The organism is Peribacillus sp. NPDC097284, from assembly GCF_044761765.1.
GTDB lineage: Bacteria > Bacillota > Bacilli > Bacillales > DSM-1321 > Peribacillus.
In genome coordinates, this window is record NZ_JBIWCZ010000001.1 from 920,839 (window position 1) to 940,379 (window position 19,541).

Here is a 19,541-nt window from a genome sequence, read left to right on the forward strand (position 1 = left end):
TTTACACACCTTTAAATTATTTAATCGGAGACAGTACATCCTGTAATTTTGCATAGTTCACAACCACTCCATCGTCTAGATCTAATGCAATACGCTGATTTGCCAGTTCTGCTAGCTTCTTATCGAAGCTGACAAGTTCTTCTTGCTTTAATTTATTTGTTATCAGTTGTTTTTCGTATCGTTTCTTCATCGCGGTTGTTAGTTCTGGGTTAACTAAATCTTGTTCTAATCGACGCTGTTCAGCCTGTAGCTTTTCTTGTAGGTCTTGGATGTATTCGAACCTGACCTTTGCTAACGTTTCTGAATTGTATCGATGTAAATAAACTAAAGCACGGAAGCCTTTTTTCTTACCCGAATCAATCATCCAATAAATCGGACGTTTACTGTATACTTTACAATGATCTTTGTAAAATTCATCAAAGAAATACCGACGCAAACGCTCGACTGGAGTTTCACTCCCTTTCATCGTCAATGACTCAGCCAGCCAACGAAGATTTTCCGCAAGTTGCTCTTTACCAAAAACCGTGACTAGAATATCTTCTAAACGACTCACTACATCATCTTCGAAATAGACACTTTCTGTTAAAGGCAAAATAGCGTCTTCATCTGGCATAAAGGACACATACTTGCTACGATCCCAATCTCCACCAGCATGCGCCAAGCCTTCTACATCTAAAGAATACCGTCCCATCATTAAACCAATACAATAAGATAAGAAACTCTTCGTATCACGAACACGATCAGCATGGCGAACCGTAATTTCCTTATCAGGTACTTCCGGTGTTAACTCATCTTGTAATCCGTATAGGTCAATGAAAATACGATTTAGTTCTTCTTCATTAGATTTGATAAATAAAAACTGTTTATTAGAATAATTAGTCCAGATATTAAATATATCATTTAAAAACGCGTCATCATTAATAATAACATCAGGTGATATAAATGGATGCATGCTGAAATCCCAAGATGTTTCATAAAAATTCCAATCTTTTTTTGATATTATTATATTAAGGTCCACCAGTTTTTCAATTTGTTTAAAGAGTTCAAGATTTTGATGATTAGTACTTATAACAGGTAGTTTAGATAACTGTCCCACCCCATAATCAAGTGTAGGGCTAATAAAGGAAAGAAAAATATTACTCACTTTTGTCATTAAAAATCCTAAATTCACTTTTAAATCATTTTCACTTTCAAAAAATACAGATGAACCTTTGGTATCAAAAATGAAACCTTGAGGAGAATATCTTGCTGCTAGAGTGCCTGAACTTAACGCTGACCATGTTATACAACTTTTAAAATAGTATGATTCATTACTAATTTTCCATCCTAAATTATCTCCTAGTTTAGGGTACATTTTTCTAGTATTATCTTTTATTTCCTGTCCATTATGCTCCCAATTTACAACATAGTCTTGATTTCCATACCATTTACGAAATGTCCCACCCTTATTATATGGAAACCACTTTTTTTGACTTTCAAAAGCTTTACCTCCATCTGGCATATTTCTACCAAACTTCTCCACATTTATTTCATGCCATAATCTCAAGAATCTTTGGTTATCTCCTGTCCTCATTCCAATTTTGATATTTGAAATTTCCCCCAATTTAGAGTAATTGGTAAAAATATATCGCACTTGATTAGAAGCCCAGTAAGCAAGCGGCATACTAGGTATTTGCTGAAAATACTTTTGCGGAAGTATATACCAATTATCACCAATCAGGAATCCCTTTTCTTTTTCAATATGGTTTGAGTAACTTACCAGTCTTTTGTATTTTCCTTTATAGCTGTTTATATATGCATTTCTCATCACATAGCTAGTACTTTGAACAACTTCTCCACTAATTTCCTCAAATGCTCTAGGACCTAAGTGAATCAATGAAGTAACAATTTGATTATCCAGTATTTTTTCTCTGAGCTTTTCATAACTACCTAAAAACATCCAAGAATGCTGATTAATTTCTGCATGATATCCATTTATCTTAGTGAATTGATTACATCTTTCCATAAATACTGCAAATAAATCATTTTTTGAATCTTTAAAGTGCTTTTTTACATATTCACTTAACGTAGGATTCATCCCTTTAGCGCCCATATAAGGAGGGTTTGTAATCACAATATCATACTGGTTACTCAATATTTTCCCCTGTAATAACAATTGTCTTATTTCTTCTATATGGTCATATACTTCAAATGTTTCAAAATTCATTTGTGTAACATTTGACTGCATATTTTCTATTCTTGCAAGGTATTTATCATAATCCAGCTTCTCAGGCTGCAAAATTGAACCATAGTTTTTCGCATCCATAAATCCATCTAGCAATGCGTTTATTTCTATTTTCTCGTTTTCATTCTCGCCTAAAACCTCTGAAATCCCTTCAATTAGTACCTGATTTGATTCTTGTATAGAAATAACATGTAACTTCGGTGGATTACGGAATATACGTTTTGATTTTTCACGTGCCTTCATCATTAGCGCAAAGGAAGCAAGTTGGGCAGCACGATCGTCAATTTCTATTCCAAACAAGTTATTTTCTAAAATTAATGTTGAGATTTCACGTTGAGAGTAGCCTCGTTCTTCATAGATTTTATACAGTAAATCAAACGCATATACCAAGATATGTCCTGACCCACAGGCTGGGTCTAGTACGGTAATGTCTTCTGGGCGAAGGTTTGAATTTCTTAACTCGTCTAGTTTCTTTTGAACGTCTTCTTCTTGTTCCGCTGGTTCTACATAATATGTCATATCTTCTTTTAAGTCGGACTCTGGATGACTTTCTACCCACATTTGGCCCACTGAGTTTTCGACCATATACCGTACGATCCAATGTGGTGTAAATAATTGAGTGGCTGCCGGGATATTTTCTTTAGTGATTTTCTTATTCTTACGCAATCCTTCAAATATTTCATCTTTCTTTTCCGAAATGTAATATTGATAGAGCCATCCGATTACTTCCACTTCTTGAAAGTTACTATCTTCCATTTCTTTGGCAAGTTTATTAATGAAAGAATCCGCATGCAACAATGATTCTGGCAAGAGTAACTCGGTATAATCGGTTACCTTTTCAAACAAGAATGGCATAATGCTATGTAATTCATTACATTGCGCGACCAGTAATTTGCGATATGCTTGGTCACGTTGGCCATTATGTAATAAATCACTGACTTCATTCACAAGATTCTCAGGAAAATCTGCATGACGATATTCCGTTAATAGATCCGGATCAATCTTCCCTTTTGTTTCACTTGATAAGACACGGATGCGGGAAGGTAGGTAGTCATGAACTTCCATGTACCGTAGTGCAACCAAACGGTTAAACCAAGTGTAAGCTACTTCTTCGATCACATAGTCAAAGCCTTTCGTTTCCACTTCTTGAAAGAGCTTTTCAAAACTTTTTTTATAGCTTAAGTCGTATTTCTCGTTATTTACTTCGACATAATCGGAACCTGCGTGCAACATAGCACAACCTTTGGATGTCACTCCAAAGGTTGCGGCACGAAGAATGATTTGGCGACGAAGTTCATTACGAGCGTAAATAGCAAATTCTTTTAACGCGCGTTTGTTCATCTTGTTTTTCTCCTTTATTCCTTCGTTATCTTAATATGTTTCCCAAAATGTAGTTGTTGAAGAAGTTCTTTTTTCATAGCTTCCAGTAGCTCATTTAGTTCGTTTTCATTGGTTATCGTTACTTCATCTTTTTGAAGAAGTTGCGATGGTTTAAATGTAATGACTTCAACTGGATCGTCACCACCACCAATAATCTCCATGTATTCTTCCCATAATTCTTTAACCCGTGTATTTAATCGATCATAACTTGTTTCGGCACTTTGACGATAAACATATACTTGTGATATACGTTCTGTATTCTTTAACTGTTCTATCCTATTTTCCAATTCAGTTAATTGCTTTGTCACTATTTCTTTAATAGTTTCTATATCATAACTGGTTAATAAAACTTCCATTTTTTTTCGGATGTTTTCTAATTCTGTTACATGCTTGGTTAATTCTCGCTTCACAAAGTTTGTTAACTCTTCTTTTAATTGTCCGTTCAAAATGGGTAAATCTGAAATAGACGTATATGGTTTTTCCATCGTTAAAATCGTGATGATTTTGTTTTTTATACTTTGTACGGTTGAATTATCATTTGCGATATCTAAATCATCATGGCGTTCCTTTAATAGATTCACACTATCATCAAAGTGACGAATCATACTTCCATGATAAAAACTACGAATATCCTGAAGTTGCTTAGACCACTCGATAAAATCCTCTTCCATATCAATAAATTCTTCGACTAAGCTTTCACTATTCATTTCGCTTAAAAGCTCATCTAATGAACGACGAATTCGGGAAATCGTCGTTCCTTCAGGATAAGGGTAACTCCTATTTTCTCTTTCTTTTTTACTTAACATGTTCGCAATCGGTTCTTTATACTGCTGGGTGACTTGCTCTCGGATATTGCGAGCAATTTCCTCATACGTTTCGCCAACTTCATAAAAATCAAATGCCTCTTTCATGACATCAAGAACGTCTTTACGAACACGCTGCGGTACGATTACAACTGCTTCAATAACCATTTTCTCCCGTTCCGAAACTTTCATCATTTTTGGAACTAATTGAGGATAATCAGCTGTAATTGTTTCACTTAGATATGAAACCTTTATTTTGGCATCATGCAATAGACCTGCAACAAGACCTATCACATCTAAGTCATTCCATCCTGTTGGTGCTTTACTAAAATGTTCGACTAAGCTTTTTAAATTAATAATCTCGCGGCCGCGACGCTCATCTAAATAACGAAGAACATCATCATACGCATTTTGATTTTGACGTTGTCCATCTAGTTCAAATGGGATCCCAGTAAGTGCATACTCTGAAATTCTTTTATCTGCATCTTTTACTTGAATTGGGGAGGTAATATAACCTAACTTACCATACGTATTCATGACTAATTTTTCAAAAGCATGATTCACTTGGGTATCAATCGTTCCAGAGAACGTATATTCTTGCCCTTGAATGAAATAAATGGCACTCTGAGCAGCTTCTTTCAGAGCTTCTTTCGCTTTCAACTCAAATTCACTAACTTGCTGGCGCTTCTCTTCTAAAATACGACGTTGTTTATCAGATAAACCGGATCCCATCTTTTTACTAGCATAGGCAGTAATTTGCTGGGCATATTTCATTGGTTCATAAAATTTTTCAACATATTCTTCAGCTATATATAAAACCAAATTACCTGAATTGGCTTCTATACGAGCCTTATCAATCGTATATTCGTCACCTGTATACACTTGTAAAGTTAGTTCATGGGAACGAGTTCCTCGACTAGCAATATTGAAGAATTTATTGAAATCAAAATTCCTTATTTTTTGATAAGAGTACGCACGCATTGTGACTACATCATCAAAAAATAGTTTATGCAATTCACTTTGGATGTTAGCTTCGTTGATGTTTTCATTTTGAATTTCACGATTCATCTCTTGCTCGTCGTCACTTAAAAACACAAAGGTACGATCGGCATTTTCAGATACTAATAATTTCAATCGTAATCGCACAAGGGATCTTTTTACATCTTTCTCTAATTCATTTTTAATACAATCCACACTGTCTACCATCAGCGTTGTAATATTTTCAACAGTAGCTTTAATTTCGTCAATGCCTTTTATCATAAACAAGACTTTCAATACTTCTACATCAAAGTCTTCAATATCACGTTGTTTAGCATTTGTAATCGTGGAAGATACAGATGTGTTTAAGAACCGTTTTACTGAATCATAAAAAGCAGAAAAAGGAGCTAATTCACTTTTTTCTTTATCCATTAATAACTTAGCTACGTCTTGGAATGCATTCAATAATGAACGCTCTCCTCTAGAAAGATGGGCACCTGCTTCACCTTGATGACGGACTTTGTTAAATACTTTTTGAAGTAGTTCAACTTGGTAGGGAACAAAAGGATAAATAGCAGCATAATCTTCTTCATTTTTATATCCATTTAATAAGACAGATTTATCATCAAACATTAGGGTGTTATTTATACTTTGTCCACTTAAATCGAAGTCTACTTTTAGGCTGTCGGCCATGATCGGTTTTTTATCTAAAAGTCGTCGTTTAATGACTTCATCTGTATTAGAACTGGTTAAATGAATTTTTGTTCCAAAACGACCTTGTATTTTTGAAAAGTTATCATAACCTGAGATCTTCGTTACGGTATCTAATTGCTCCTGAGAGGTAACAACCACCCAAACCTTCCCATCACAGTAGTTTCCAATGTCTTCAACTACTGATTGAAGGTTTAACATTAGATCATTATTATCACCTATATATTGCCCGATTTCATCCACTAAAAACGTTAAACGAAAGCGGTCGTCCTGCTTATTTACATAGCTAGCAATTAATTGAGCTAATTCGGTTGAGCTTATTTCAAAAGTGTTTGTCGCAGATTTTAAAAATCCATCAGCCGTGGCTTCATCGTAACCTAAATGGGCTAATGCACTTATAAAAGATTTACGCTTCAATTTAACCCGAGCTCGAACCTCTTTCCAAGGGGAACCGTCTATTTCTTCAAATTGCTTAATGAAATCTTGGTATATTCCTTCTTCTTCTAACTGCCTCTCCATGTTTGCAATCCAAAGCGTCGATGAATAACCTAGATATTCATTAAATACCTTTAAAAACACTTCAACGATCATTGCCTTGTCTTTATTGCCAGCAGCCGCTTTTGAATCGATATTAAATAGAATGGAGTCATTTTCATAATGAGAAGCTAGCTTCATAAGCTCTAATAATCTTGCGTCTATTACTTTTTCTTCAAAGTAATCAACAGCCCGTTTTCCCATTGCTGTTTCATTATTAAGAAGATAGGATAAGATCTTCAGAAAGTGAGATTTACCACTACCGAAGAAACCCGAAATCCAGACTCCAATTTTTGTTGTATCATGAGTCAAACTATATACATAATTCTCATAGAAATACTTCATATTTTCGTTAATTTCTTTCGTCATTACATATTCGTCAAGTTCTTCTTCTACTACCTTCTCATCACTTTGCCCTGCTTGGACTACTCCATTTATTTCACGATCGATTTCTTTTTTAAACAATTCTTTAATTGTAATGGCATCTTGTAACAATCTATTTCTCTCCCTCTTTACCTAAACCTCAAATGCTCGGTAGTACCCATTCGTTTCAAATTCATTAAACAGTTTTAAACCTTGACCTGTATATACTCCCGGATAAAAAAGAATAATAGGTGTATTGGTAACCTGTGCATGTAGCTGATTTAATAATTCATGAGCTCGAATCAGTTTATAGACACTACCTATTCCTGTAATGAATACTAATTGTGAATCCGTTGCAACATCACTAATGATCCTTACCAAAGCTTCTTCTTCAATAGTAGGCCGTATAGCTTCAAAAAGTTCCTCCGTTCCTTCATCCTCTTCAAATTGCTTTAATTCCTCTAAACCTATATCTTCAAATAATGAAATCATAGCTTGAAGCAAGTTTACTTCTTTGACTTTAAAAGGAAGGCTTCTTAACATATGCTTTACGCGTTGGCGAACAAACAACTCATCTTCGGGCTTATAGTCAAAAATAAAGTAGGGCACTTCATTTCCTAATCCCCGCATTTGTAAAAAATCCTCTTTTTGAATTTCTTCAAAAAAACGATTTAACTTTTCTTTAATATCCACATTTCATCCTCCCGTTAATCATTTAAAGTGAAAAGTAAAAAATCACGTTTTTTCTGTAGTTCTACATACTCCTGTAATTCTTTACTTATTGGAATTGAAGTGATGGTATATTCTTTTCCGTTCTTCACTAATAACTCTGCTTCAACAAGTGTTTTTAACGTAACTTGTTTGATTTTATATCTAGTTTGTTTCGACCATTTCCGAACAGATTCATGTTGCTCACTTTTTTCATCTATGAATGTTTCAACATTACCGTCCGTAATGCTATAGTTAAATGTCTTCCATTTGTAATGGATAAGTTCTAATACTAAGTCACGTGGAAAAGCAAAGTGTTTTAAAAATACATATAGCAATAATGCATTTTGATCCGAACGTGATCCATATAATAGTAATGATTTAAAAGTCTGATCTAAGTACTCTGTTCTGTTATAGACCCTTGGAAATATATCTTTTATAGCAGCTGCACTACGGCATTGCAACAGATTATCCGCAAATACTTTTTCGCGAATTTCCTCTTTGTTAAATCCCTGTAGCTGTAGTTCAACAATTATTTTCATTTCTGGGCGATACAATCGTTCTGCTGTAAAGCCACCAGAATACACTTTCATATTTCTCCTACTTTCTTACTTCATTTTCTTCTTCAAGTCTGCCCAACGACGCCATACTTTTAACCAAGCCTGATAATCATAATATCGTTCTCGATCCTCTTCAAATCGTTCTAATATCAGTTGATTTGCATCATCTTCAAATAATAAAAGGGTCTCTTCCATTTGAATAGACTTTAGTTCCTCTACCTGCGGCTCTATAAACGGATCACCAATATCAGTTATTAACCATTCTTCGAAAGACTTCCGAGGCTTTGGTGGGCTATCTATATCACGATCTTCTAATAGAGGAGATACCATACCTCTATAAAACAACTGTAATTCATGGTGTGCACGGGTTATAGACATATACAACATTTTTGCATGCTGAGTCTCATCTTTAAAGGATTCATTACTTACATCTTGAATAATAACAGCATCGAACTCTAATCCTTTTACTAAATAGGAAGGGATGATTACAACTTCTTTGCGAAGTGTTTGATTCCCTTCAACGATGGCTTCTACACTTGATATGTGACGCCGAACTAATTGATCATGTGTATCAATAGCATCCTGCTTCGTATTTGTCAGTATTGCAATTTTATAATGACCTTGCTTCTTAAACTTGTCTATACATAGTACCATCTTATCATATAGATCACCTAGGCTACTTACCTGTTGGATATTTGGAATATTCCCCATACGATTTACTGGAATAACTAACGGGAAATCATAATTACTGTTAATTATAACGCGATTAGCTAAATCCATAATTTGTTTGGTAGAACGATAGCTAACTTGTAAATATAAACGCTTCAATTCATCTTCTTCAAATACATAGCTCTCTATTTCCTCCCACCGTTCCAACCCGTAAAAAGAGAAAATACCTTGTGCGATATCACCTAGAATTGTCATCGATTTCGCATAATCTTTCATGATAGCTAATTGAAAGGGACTGTAGTCTTGTGCCTCATCAATGAAAATGTGCTCATATTCTAATTTTTTTCCATTGATCTTGGCATCTAAATAAATTAATGGCGTAATATCTTCATAAGAGAAGCGTTCTTGCTTAATCATTTTGCCATTCTTCAAAATCAAGGATAATAAGTTTTCTTCAATATCCTTGTGGAACATATCAAACACTCGCTTTTGGAACACCGATTTATACATTAATAATGCCGGAATATCTTCCATTTTCTTTAGAAGTACATTCAATTCACTTTTCATATTCTCTGCACTTATCTTCAAGCGAATATCACGCGCTTTTTCTAAGGAATCATATAAGTTTTTCCGAATATCTCCTTCTGGCAATACACTTACCCATGTACGATATGTTTGTTCGAATTCTTCTTCAATTCTATCTTTATCCGAATTATCATACTTCTTACTCCATTCGGTTATATATCTCTTGACCTTTTTCATGCGTTGATTGAGTGGTAAATGCTCACATGATTCATAGTAACGAATAATATCTTCTTTTTTTAGTATTCTATCTATATCAATTATAATATCTCCATGCGGCAACATGGTTCTTCCTAAATGATCGACAAATTCGTCTAAAAGCCTTTTAAATCGGAGTGAACCTTTATACTTAGCAACCTTAATCAAATCATCACGATTTGAACTTTGTTGCAACGATACATATTGTTCATGCAAATCGGGAATATCATTCACGTCGGTAAAATGTGTAGACGCCCAATCATAAAACGTACGTTGTTCTATCCCCTCTATTTCTATCTCAGGAACAACTTCCTTAATATATGATAGAAAAATTTCATTGGGAGCTAAAATTAATACATCACTAGGACGTAGCTTCTCTTGATATTGGTAAAGTAAATAGGAAATACGATGTAAAGCAATAGTTGATTTCCCACTTCCCGCTGCACCTTGTACAATGACGGTGTCTTTTAGAGGTAAGCGAATGATTTCATCTTGCTCAGACTGTATGCTAGCAATGATATCCCTTAGTTGGTGCCCTTCTCCTGTATGCGTTAATATATTATTAAGATAATCATCCATGTATTTAACTTTTTTTCCATCAGTATCTTCCAGTATTTCTGTCTTCCCCATATCCGTAACTCGTTCTACTATGCTATTATCAATAATAATTCCACGTTTCCCTTTAATTATTACTTCTTGATTCGAAGGTAACAAAAAAGATGGTTGCGTATCTAGATAAGCGTTATACAATTTCCCTAAATCAGTACGCCAATCTACAACGACTAGCTCACCGTTATCATCAATTCCTTTTTTTCCAATATAAATCGTTTCACTGCCATAGCTATCTTCAAAGTCCAAGCGACCAAAATAGGGATTATTACGACTATTTGTTAGATGGGCTACCGTTTTCTCATACATTGCTGCAATTTGAACTTCTATACTATCTGACACATTCCTTTGCGTCTTTTCAGTAACTTCCTCTATTAGTCTATCTATAGTTTGAATCACCTGATTTAAATTTGACTGTTCTTCTTCTATTATTTCACTCACCATTTATCACCTAATATTCTATTTTTTGACCGATCCTTAACTTTCAATTATATTTAGTTCAATAATACCATATACCTATTAATCTATTTATAGAAAAATATACCATTTTTTAAATTAAATAATCCTGCTCAGTATAAAATTGAGCAGGACATTAAGGATAGTATTCTCTTTTCTAAGTTCTACTTAGCCTTCCGCTCAAAGTGATAATGCAGCCGATATTCACATATGCCCTTCGTCATATCAAATAAGGGCTGCTGATCCTCTGATGCAATATCGAAATTTAGCTTAAACGTATCATCTTCATACGAAATGAGTCCCTTAGAACTTCCACTCCACTTGGTCATCGGCATCGTTGCTATCAACTTACTAACTCCAGTTTCATCATACTGCCATAGCTTCTTAGAAGATGTTTCCGCAAAGTCGATTTGTTTACGATATTCGGTTTCAGTTAAGTAACCATGGAAGAAAGGAGCCGCTTGCCTGGATGTAATGGGTTGGAACCAACTATTCTGTCCACGCTCTAACATCGCCAGTAGAACCACCATCTTATAACTCTTCGTCATACCGGTCTTTTCTACTTCCACCAACCATTGTTCATATTTATGAAAAACGGCTGATTCACTTTCCGAAAGCTCCCCCGCCCATTCTAAAAATCCATAATAAGACGAGAACTCCTGCCGATACTGCGGAGAATTAGAGGCCCCTTTTAAATGCAATTCCAAATACGTCGGTCTGCTTCCTAACTCCTGCTTTAATGCTTGATAATCGCTCAGTAGTTTGTCTCGTCTAGGCTGCTTCTTCCTCGCCATTTCATTTAAGAGATTGATAACCTGAACATCCAATTCCATATCACATAATTCAGGCAAGACCGGCTCAATGGCCTTGCCTTTCTTTTTGCTAAAATCTTTATCAAACAAACTCAACTTAACATCTGCGTTACGGTAGTTACCGATCAAATCGATGATTACGCAATGGTCCTTGGTATCATGGAGCCGTAGCCCTCTGCCAATTTGTTGTGTAAAGACGGTTAAAGATTCAGTCGGTCTTACAAACAAAAGCGTATCTACAGCCGGAATATCGACTCCCTCATTGAAGAGATTGACTGTAAAAATAATATCCAACATGCCATCTGCAAGCTGACTTATAGCGTCATCTCGATTAAGACCCACTTGCTTGGAATGAAGGCTAGCCGTTCGAAATCCCTTCCTATTAAAATAGGTAGAAAGAAAATCGGCTTGTTTAATCGAAGAACAGAAGCCTATTGTCCGGGTTTGCTTTTTGTCCGTCCAAGCCTTCAGTACCTTCTCCGCCATTTCATCCCGTAATTGAAGCTGAAGTAATTCGGCTTCATCATACCGATTCCCGAGCCATGTAATCTGACTATAATCTGTCTCATCATATACCCCATAATACTTAAATGGAGAGAGCCAGTTCCGCTCAATCGCCTCCAAGAAATCCAGTCGGAATGCAACATTCCCACCGCAAATCGCATACACATCCTTGTTATCGTTTCGATCCGGTGTGGCTGTTATCCCCAGCATGAATTTCGGCTTAAAGTATTCCAGGACCCGTTGATAAGAGTCCGCTGCCGCATGATGAAATTCATCGACCACAATCAAATCAAACTCTTCAGGATTAAACACTTGGAGATGTCGTTGCATGCTTAATGTATAAATGGATGCAAAAGTGGTGTGTCCGCTCGTTTCCTTCACCTTGCCATTATAGATAGAAAACTCATGATCAGGCATGACCGTCTGGAATGATTTCTTTGCCTGATGCAGGATTTCTTCAAGATGGGCAATAAACAGGACCCGTTTAAAATTACGAGCAAAGAAACCAGCAAGATAGGTCTTTCCTAATCCGGTCGCCATCACGACCAATGCTTTATCATAATCTTCTTCCAGTGTTTTATTCAGTTCTTCGAGCGCTTCGATTTGTGCAAATCGTGGATAGATTTCTCCATACGGAGCCGGTGGGTCACGAATGACTTCCGTTGTTGGAATGGGTTCTGTCTCGCTTGGAAGCATTAAATCCATTTCTTCTGTCTCCGTCCATTTTTGTGCAAGATTTGGCGTATGTATATGAAACTTCTCATACCGATCTTCGTACTCTTTCAGCGTTTCTTGATTCAACGGAATCGTTTGATCGGCATAAAACGTTTCTAAAAAAAGATGTAAGCCTTCGGAAAAGACATCCTCATCATCACTAACGGAAAGACTCCACTCCACCCCATGACTTAAAGCCGACCTTGATAGATTGGAAGAACCAACAAACAAGCAATCCTGATTCTCCGTTTGGAAAAGGTAGGCTTTGGGATGAAAGGACACACCATTACTCTTCCACAGTCTGACCTCAATCCTAGAATCAATCTCTAAAAACATTCGCAATGCTTCTGGCTGCGTCACAAATAAATAATCGCCTGTACACACCTTAATCTCTGCCCCACGTTCAGCTGCCACTTTCAAGGCATCTCTCAGATACTGAACACCAGACTTCATGACAAAGGAAGTCAAAATGCATATCGAAGAAGCAGACTGGATCTGTTCCAATAAGTGCGTTCCAAGTTGATGGGTGATTAACTGAACCTTACTCATCTTCAACCTCAATCAGATAAATCTTCTCCTTAAAGCCACCACGTTTAGCAGCCTTACTTCTCCGCACTTCTTCTATTTCCTCCATTGAAGATCCATGATACTCAGCTAGTGCATGCATGATTTCCAACACATCTGCCAATTCTTCAAGCGCATCTTCTTTGTTATCCGTATCTATATATTCCTGAAGCTCCTCAAAGCTCTTCTTTTTCAATTCATCTATGTATTCTTTATCATTTAACACTCTGGTTGTATATTTCTTACCCGTAGCTTCGATTATTTGTGGGATAAGATCACGGACTAATTTATTGTGGACTGGCATATTACGGCCTCCTTTAAGGTTTATATCATGATTATATCAAAAGACCCTCTTTATTTTGTCATTTCCACACAGGCTCTCAATCATGATATTATTTAAACATAGCAAAACCATAGGAGGATACCATGAAGAAGCTAGTTAAAGTAGTTGCAGCCATTATCGAAAACGAGAAAAATGAAATACTATGTGCGTTACGCTCTCCAGACATGAGCATTCCGAATATGTGGGAGTTTCCCGGTGGAAAAGTGGAAAAAGGGGAAGATGCCTTTTCTGCTTTAATAAGAGAGATTGATGAAGAATTGCAGTGTAAAGTAGAAACAGAAGGGGCGGTATTTAATGATAATACCCATGAATACGACACCTTCATTATTAATTTATTATCCATAAAATGTAGGATCATTGAAGGGACACCAAAGGCAAGTGAGCATTCCAAGTTCATTTGGTTAAAACGGGAAAATTTAAGCTCTATAAAATGGGCACCTGCTGACATCCCAGCAGTCGAGCAATTGATGAACGAAAAAAATAGTCTTCTCAAATGAGAAGACTACACTCTTTTCGTGAATTCTGTATATAAGCTTGCAGGAATTTCATTCTCCAATTCCATTTTAACGGTTATTGGCTTTTCTCCTTCATACTCCACGGTATTACCCTTGCCTATATAAATATAAGGTTCTATCTTGCCATCTATTTCTTTATACTTTCTCACAAATAGGTGTAGATGAACTCCTCTTTCCTGGTTAAATACGATATTTTTTCCTCTATCAGAGCTTGGAGCTGTACTATTTGGTGTCTGCCATTGGAAATATCGCTCATTTATAAATTCATCATGATAGTTAATACTTTCTTTAATGTCCTCTTCCTTATGCAAGTCAATAAATAAGAAATACTCATTCCCATTCGCAAGCAACCCTGATCCCCTAAAGGCACTATGACTTTTACGATAATTTGATAAAAGTGCGACATCACCCATTTGGTATTGTTCATACAATTTTAAATGTGGCACACCATAGTACTCTTCCTTAAATTCTTTCTCGTATCTAATAATCCCGTAAATAATAAGATCTTCGATATATTTTCTATACTCTTCATTCTGTAGAACTGTTTCATATACTGATGTCTTCGATAATAATCCATTTTCAAGTGTAAATAATTTAAGATTTCTTTTCCTTTGACCAGGATCATAAAAATTCTGATTTAGACATTCAAGAGCGTGCAGCACACTATCTTCATCCACCTCTTTAACCCACTTCAATATCTCATGTTTTGCGGTTTCTAAAGAGATCACATCATGATCTAATAAGTATTTAGAGATCACAAATTCGTATACCCTCTTAAGTGGCAACTTACTTGATAATTCTTTTAATGCTCCTTCAAAAGCTTCGTCTAGTAATAAACTTTTTAAGTGATCATTTTTCTCTACTTTTGCTACGAACTGTAAATACGTTTTATCCCGGTTAATAAATTTAATAGGATCAGGAGCTCCGTCAAATTTCATATAGTCCATTAAAAACAATGGGATTTTCCCTTGATTCATTTTCTTGAATTCAAAATACTCTTCCTTCAAATATTTCAAAGAGTTAAAGTTCTCTTTATCAATTTGAGCAAGGATTCGTTCTTCCGAGATTTTATCCATTTGAATATGCGTACAACCTGGTATATTGGCAAAACCAGTTGCGATGGCCACCTTCAAACTTTCTTTATCATAATAACGAGTCCCATTTAAAGCGATCGCAATCAAGAACGTTTTACTATGATTTCCGATAAAATCAAGGACGGTAAGAAAGCTTTTATCTTTATGTTTACGAAGTCCACGTCCCAACTGCTGGATGAATACAATTGGTGAATTAGTAGGCCTTAGCATCAAAACCGTGTTAACAGAGGGAATATCTACACCTTCATTAAAGATATCGACCGTAAAGATAAATTCTAACTCATCCGCATCATCTTCTAGCTTATTCATATAATAGGCTCTTCGCTCGACTGAATCCTCTCCAGATAAACAGATACTATGATAGCCTCTATTATTAAACTCTTGGGCCATATATTGGGCATGTTCGATCGTTACACAAAAGCCTAGACCTTTTCTCTTATCCCCATCATGGCCATAGAAGTTCATATTCTTAATAATAAAGTCTACTCGCTCGTTAACCTTTAATCTCTTTGTGATCTCCGCTACATCGTCTATATCAACATCACTTAAATCGATACCCTCAATGTCGGTAATACCAAAGTAATGAAAAGGAATAACAAGCTCATCTTCTAAAGCCTCATGTAATCGAACCTCTAACGCCACGTTATTATCAAATAAATCAAAAACGTTTTGTTGATCGCTTCTTTCAGGAGTTGCTGTCATTCCTAATGTGAACTCCGGTTCGAAGTACTCCAAAACAGCTTGATAACTTGGACTTGTAGCATGGTGGGCTTCATCATAAATTATATAATCAAATGCATCTCGTTCGAATTCCCGGAAGTATTTAGACATGGTTTGTATGGTTGAGAAAATATAATCCTTATCCTTTTGCTTATGATTCCCTGTTAGTAATCCAAATGATCGTTTTTCATTAGGAAGGAGCTTTTCAAAGGTCTCCTTGGCTTTTTTCAATATTTCTTCTCTATGTACAATAAATAACAATCTTTTAGGCTTAACGACCTTTACATCAAAAGCCGACATATAAGTTTTACCTGTACCTGTTGCAGCTATAACCAGCGCTTTATTTTCCCCAATAGATCTAATTCGTTCGAGATTTTCTACCGCTTGCCTTTGCATCTTATTCGGAACAATATATTCGGAGCTTTCATAAATAAATGGCTGTGTATTGGTAAACCCACTTAATTTACTCAAGAACTCTTCATATTTACTAATAAACACGTCATCCGCAACCACACTACTATTCCATAGACTATCATATTCTTTTAATACATCTTTAAGGAACTGTGCGTCCTCTTTCGTAATGATCTCAACATTCCATTCAATGTTACTCTTGAGAGCACTCTGTGTAATATTCGAAGAACCAATAATCACTTTATACGAGTCCTTAAACTCAAAAATATAAGCTTTTGTATGAAATCCAATCGCCTTATCTGTTTCAAAAACTTTCAAATCGATATGACTAAATTCATTTATTTTCTTAAGTGCCTTAGCTTCGGTGAAATTCAGATAAGTAGAAGTAATAATCTTCCCCTCTACTCCTCTTTTGCCTGCTTCCTTAAAAGTATCCAATAAAAGCTGCAGCCCACTATAATTAATAAAGGCAACACTAAAATAAAATTTTTCACATTCGTTTATAGAAGAAATGAGTTCATTTAATAGATTGGTTGTGTCTGAATTTACGATTAAATTTTTCTCAGTATACATGACTTACTCCTAACTGCACTTTAACATCTTGAGATAAAATACATGTTTGTATCATGATATCATACAATTCAAACCAAAAAACAGCCAACCAAAGGCCAGCTGCTCTCCATTTTATTTCTCTTCCTTTTCCCTCACTCTGTAATTAATATCTCCAGGATCCTTACATAAGGTAAAGCCACTTTCCGGTTCAAATAAAAAGGTCTTTATTCTTTGCGTGCGTGCAGCTAAGGTTGTATGCAGGAAGGCAGATTGATTTTTCTTGAAATCGATTTGATTGAGACTCATTGGTACGGATATACGGTGACCATAATTTGTAAGGACCATGGTCTCTTTTTTACTAATGGGTATTAAGTCACGTATGTGTATATAGGAAAACCAGATGCCTCCGGTTTTCCTGAAAGAGTTGGATGAGAACCAGACCATCCCAAGTTCGGCGTTAATGCAGACTGGTAGCCGGTATTTTCCACCCAGTACAGACTTGGCCCCTTTAAGGGCGCCCTCCAGATTATAGCCTAAATAGATGAATGTATTATTTAAGATAGTCAGAGGACTTTCTTTCACCAGAAACATCTCTTTTCCTTCTATTACTCTAGTCATTTCTTCTCCGTTTACGTGGTATTCCCCTACCATTGCTTCTGTTTTCTGGTTTATTAGGTACCTTTTTCGTATAACCACTTCATCTGCCCCCATCTAATAATTTTTTCTATAACAAGATTTACTGGACATAGGATCAGGTGTATTCCTGCTAGATGTCCTTGTGTAATGATTCCCTACACTTTCTAAAGTAGATTTTTACTCTTCTTCCATCACCCTACATGCTCTATGTGACTAACCCCTGAATCCTGTCCAGTGTCCAATCTTGTTGACTATCTAGTATGTATTTTGCCTAACATCATTGAAATCATTATCCTATTTTATGTATTTTTTGTAAAATAAACCTAATTATTTAGACCTATAAAAAACTTGTTCTTTTTGATTCATATTCCAGTTAAATGAACTTACTCTTTACAAAACAGACCCACAAAGGCATAATTTTTACATTTTCTCAATGAATTCATTTATTTTCACTGATTTTCTAGTCATTTTGTGAAGTTTAATAGAACTTTTAGGTCCGGCTTCTTTGAAAATGACAATTTCATGAAATGTACAGACATGGAGCTCCACCAATTAGTTATTGACAAAAATCGGTTAACCATATATGGTTATACACATAAGTATATAACCATATAAGTCTTATTATGGTGATTCTGAAAAGTGGTGAGGGAAATGAAACCGTTCAATCAGGATAAACCGATTTATTTACAGATACGCGAGAAAATCGAGGATCAGATTGTGAATGATCAGTTAAAAGAAGGCGACCAGGCTCCTTCCACGAACCAACTCGTCAGCTTTTATAAGATCAATCATGCTACGGTGTCCAAAGGGGTTAATCAGCTGGTGGAGGAAGGGATTCTTTTTAAAAAAAGGGGGATTGGCATGTTTGTAGCGGAAGGTGCTAAAAGCAAGCTTGTTCAAAAACGGAAAGAGGCGTTCGTCGATCAGTATGTCATCGGATTGGTTCAGGAAGCAGATAATCTAGGCATCAGTGAACGTGAAATAGTGGAGTTCATTAGACAGGTGAAAGGACGTGGGTTGCATTGACGGTAGAGGTTGTTGTGAATAATCTTGGTTTACGCTACGGGGAGCACCATGCCCTGCAGCATATTGATTTCAAGCTGTCTGGACCGAAGATTTACGGTCTTCTCGGAAGAAATGGGGCAGGAAAAACCTCCTTACTGTCCATTCTCTCCTCATTCCGCTCTCAAACGGAAGGTACGCTTACAATCAATGGTGAAGAGCCTTTTGAGAATGCAAAGGTCATGTCATTGGTTAATTTCATTTACAGTAAGGATTATAAGGAAGAATCCGAAAACGCTAAAAACCTTCTCAAGGACGTCGAAAGGTATCGAGCGAATTTTGATCGTGACTATGCGGACACCCTCCTCACGAAGTTCAATTTACCGGTCAATAAACCTTTGAAGAAATTCTCAAAAGGGATGCAATCTGCCTTTGATGTGGTGGCCGGCTTGGCTAGTAGGGCACCGATCACCATTTTTGATGAAGCCTATCAAGGGATGGATGCGCCGACACGTGAAATATTTTATCGGGAAGTGTTAGAGGATCAATCTCACCATCCGAGGATTATCATCCTTTCCACTCATTTAGTTTCGGAAATGGACTATTTGTTTGATGAAGTAATGATTCTGCATGAAGGAAAGCTGTTACTTCAGGAAGAGTATGAATCGTTCATCACGAAGGGTGCTTCGATCACCGGAGAAACTGATGAGGTAGATGATTTTGTGCGTGGCCTTGAATTGAAGCAGTTAAGTGAACAGCAATTGGGCGGCACCAAGTCTGTAATGGTTTTCGGGGAACTTAGTGAAGCCAAACGAAAAGAGGCGCAGCACCGTGGACTCGAAGTGGGACCCGTTTCGCTTCAAGATTTATTCATTCACTTGACTGGAGAGGATGTCTGA

General features: G+C 36.2%; 12 protein-coding genes. 3 read left to right on the forward strand and 9 right to left on the reverse strand.

Annotated elements, in window-relative coordinates; all coding sequences use genetic code 11:
- Positions 1 to 16 precede the first annotated feature (16 nt).
- The 7 genes from pglX to ACIQXU_RS04600 form a co-directional block, all read right to left on the reverse strand.
- On the reverse strand, positions 17 to 3,565 hold the full coding sequence (pglX, locus tag ACIQXU_RS04570; protein ID WP_402986996.1) for a BREX-1 system adenine-specific DNA-methyltransferase PglX: 3,549 nt from the start codon (positions 3,563 to 3,565) through the stop codon (positions 17 to 19).
- 14 nt (positions 3,566 to 3,579) lie between these two features.
- On the reverse strand, positions 3,580 to 7,125 hold the full coding sequence (brxC, locus tag ACIQXU_RS04575) for a BREX system P-loop protein BrxC (protein WP_402986998.1): 3,546 nt from the start codon (positions 7,123 to 7,125) through the stop codon (positions 3,580 to 3,582).
- A gap of 21 nt (positions 7,126 to 7,146) precedes the next feature.
- Positions 7,147 to 7,686, reverse strand: coding sequence for a DUF1788 domain-containing protein (locus tag ACIQXU_RS04580; protein ID WP_402987000.1), 540 nt, complete (start codon positions 7,684 to 7,686; stop codon positions 7,147 to 7,149).
- A gap of 14 nt (positions 7,687 to 7,700) precedes the next feature.
- The gene (locus ACIQXU_RS04585) at positions 7,701 to 8,294 is read right to left on the reverse strand and encodes a DUF1819 family protein (RefSeq protein WP_402987002.1); all 594 of its coding nucleotides are present in this window, start codon (positions 8,292 to 8,294) and stop codon (positions 7,701 to 7,703) included.
- Positions 8,295 to 8,309: 15 nt separating this feature from the next.
- Complete coding sequence (locus tag ACIQXU_RS04590) at positions 8,310 to 10,760, reverse strand: HelD family protein (RefSeq protein ID WP_402987004.1); 2,451 nt, start codon at positions 10,758 to 10,760, stop codon at positions 8,310 to 8,312.
- A gap of 179 nt (positions 10,761 to 10,939) precedes the next feature.
- On the reverse strand, positions 10,940 to 13,354 hold the full coding sequence (locus ACIQXU_RS04595; RefSeq protein ID WP_402987006.1) for a DEAD/DEAH box helicase family protein: 2,415 nt from the start codon (positions 13,352 to 13,354) through the stop codon (positions 10,940 to 10,942).
- A complete protein-coding gene (locus ACIQXU_RS04600; RefSeq protein WP_402987008.1) occupies positions 13,347 to 13,673 on the reverse strand; it encodes a phosphoribosyl-ATP pyrophosphohydrolase in 327 nt (108 codons plus the stop codon). The genes ACIQXU_RS04595 and ACIQXU_RS04600 overlap by 8 nt, the downstream gene beginning before the upstream one ends.
- Positions 13,674 to 13,795: 122 nt before the next feature.
- Between ACIQXU_RS04600 and ACIQXU_RS04605 the strand changes: the two genes are divergently transcribed.
- Complete coding sequence (locus ACIQXU_RS04605) at positions 13,796 to 14,209, forward strand: (deoxy)nucleoside triphosphate pyrophosphohydrolase (RefSeq protein WP_402987010.1); 414 nt, start codon at positions 13,796 to 13,798, stop codon at positions 14,207 to 14,209.
- 5 nt (positions 14,210 to 14,214) lie between these two features.
- Here the strand turns inward: ACIQXU_RS04605 and ACIQXU_RS04610 are convergent, their stop codons facing one another.
- On the reverse strand, positions 14,215 to 17,025 hold the full coding sequence (locus ACIQXU_RS04610; RefSeq protein ID WP_402987011.1) for a DEAD/DEAH box helicase: 2,811 nt from the start codon (positions 17,023 to 17,025) through the stop codon (positions 14,215 to 14,217).
- 111 nt (positions 17,026 to 17,136) lie between these two features.
- A complete protein-coding gene (locus ACIQXU_RS04615; protein WP_402987013.1) occupies positions 17,137 to 17,700 on the reverse strand; it encodes a competence protein ComK in 564 nt (187 codons plus the stop codon).
- 591 nt (positions 17,701 to 18,291) lie between these two features.
- Here ACIQXU_RS04615 and ACIQXU_RS04620 point away from each other — a divergent pair.
- Together ACIQXU_RS04620 and ACIQXU_RS04625 are read left to right on the forward strand one after the other, a co-directional pair.
- Positions 18,292 to 18,666, forward strand: coding sequence for a GntR family transcriptional regulator (locus ACIQXU_RS04620; protein ID WP_402987015.1), 375 nt, complete (start codon positions 18,292 to 18,294; stop codon positions 18,664 to 18,666).
- Positions 18,663 to 19,541, forward strand: a complete 879-nt coding sequence (locus ACIQXU_RS04625) for an ATP-binding cassette domain-containing protein (protein WP_402987017.1) — start codon at positions 18,663 to 18,665, stop codon at positions 19,539 to 19,541. The genes ACIQXU_RS04620 and ACIQXU_RS04625 overlap by 4 nt, the downstream gene beginning before the upstream one ends.

What these genes read in the sequence shown, in the direction of transcription:
- pglX (WP_402986996.1), bottom strand. Translation starts at nt 3,565, where the DNA reads ATGAACAAACGCGCGTTAAAAGAATTTGCTATTTACGCTCGTAATGAA.
- ACIQXU_RS04585 (WP_402987002.1), bottom strand. Translation starts at nt 8,294, where the DNA reads ATGAAAGTGTATTCTGGTGGCTTTACAGCAGAACGATTGTATCGCCCA.
- ACIQXU_RS04595 (WP_402987006.1), bottom strand. Translation starts at nt 13,354, where the DNA reads ATGAGTAAGGTTCAGTTAATCACCCATCAACTTGGAACGCACTTATTG.
- ACIQXU_RS04600 (WP_402987008.1), bottom strand. Translation starts at nt 13,673, where the DNA reads ATGCCAGTCCACAATAAATTAGTCCGTGATCTTATCCCACAAATAATC.
- ACIQXU_RS04605 (WP_402987010.1), top strand. Translation starts at nt 13,796, where the DNA reads ATGAAGAAGCTAGTTAAAGTAGTTGCAGCCATTATCGAAAACGAGAAA.
- ACIQXU_RS04610 (WP_402987011.1), bottom strand. Translation starts at nt 17,025, where the DNA reads ATGTATACTGAGAAAAATTTAATCGTAAATTCAGACACAACCAATCTA.
- ACIQXU_RS04620 (WP_402987015.1), top strand. Translation starts at nt 18,292, where the DNA reads ATGAAACCGTTCAATCAGGATAAACCGATTTATTTACAGATACGCGAG.